Origin of the sequence: Pseudomonas sp. RL (assembly GCF_000647775.1) — a bacterium.
In the GTDB taxonomy this organism is placed as follows: domain Bacteria; phylum Pseudomonadota; class Gammaproteobacteria; order Pseudomonadales; family Pseudomonadaceae; genus Serpens; species Serpens flexibilis.
Genome location: NZ_JBOY01000209.1, coordinates 1 through 1,039 on the forward strand (window position 1 = coordinate 1; position 1,039 = coordinate 1,039).

The window sequence follows — 1,039 nt, forward strand, 5'->3', positions numbered from 1 at the left end:
GCGCAGCTGCAGCCGCTCGTTGATCAGCGCCCGCGCCAGGGCCTCTTGTCCGCTGCGGCGCGCCGCCTCCAGCAAGGTCAGATCGAGCAGGTCGCGCTGCGCGTGGCTGCCGCCGAAGCGCTGGGCGATCAGGCGCAACGGGCGCAGCAGACGCACGCACTCGGCATACTCGCCGCTGGCGAAAGCCTGGATGGCCTGGCACAGCGGCTGGCCCACCTCGGCGGTGAACTGCCGGTTGTCGCCCTCGCCGGCCAGGGCGCGCCGCTGGGCGGCGAACAACCGCTCGATGGCCGGGTCGCGACCGGCGCCGAGAAACGCCATCAGCGCGTGGGCATCGTTGAAGGCATAGTTGCCGGCATCGGCATGCGCCTCCCACAGGCCGGCCAGCGGCTGCCAGCGCGCGCCCAACTCCACGCCCAGCAGCTGCAGGCGCCAGAGCAGCGCCGAGGCATCCACCAGGTCGAGCGCCAGCGGGGAGCGGCCGCCGAAGATCGGCCCGTCGAACAGCGCCAGCACCTCGTCGATCTCTTCCCGATCCAGGTGGTAGAGCGCCAGATGCCACCAGTTGTGCACCTGGAAGAAGCTGTCGCCGGCCCAGTACGTCACCCGCTCGCGCATCCAGGCGATGCCCTCGTCGGTGCGGTTCTGCATCTCCAGCACATGGGCCACCGCGTGCTGGCCCCAGCCGTCGCGCGGCTGCAGCTCCACGGCGCGCCGCCCGGCGCGCTCGGCGCCGGTGTAGTCGGCGTTTTCCTCCAGGCCGAAGGCGTGCATGCCGAGCAGCGCGTGATAGCCCGGCATCTCCGCCTGCCACTCCGGCAGCGCCCGGGCGATGCGGTCGCGCAGCAGGCGCTGCTGCCCGGTGTAGAAGTCGATCAGATGGCCGGCCTGCAGGGCCAGGATGTCCTGCGGCCAGGCGATGGTCAGGTCCTCGAGCACCCGGCCGGCAGCGTGCCAGCGGCCGGCCAGCAGTTCGCCGAGCGCCACCAGGTGGGCGCGCTCGCGGGCGTTGCCCGGCAGGGCGCTGGCCGCGCGGTGC

Annotated in this window: 1 protein-coding gene; it reads right to left on the bottom strand. The window is 73.0% G+C overall.

Annotation, left to right across the window (positions count from 1 at the left end; all coding sequences use genetic code 11):
• A partial coding sequence (locus AS93_RS20910) for a tetratricopeptide repeat protein (protein WP_027591911.1) occupies positions 1-1,039 on the bottom strand: 1,039 nt, incomplete at both ends.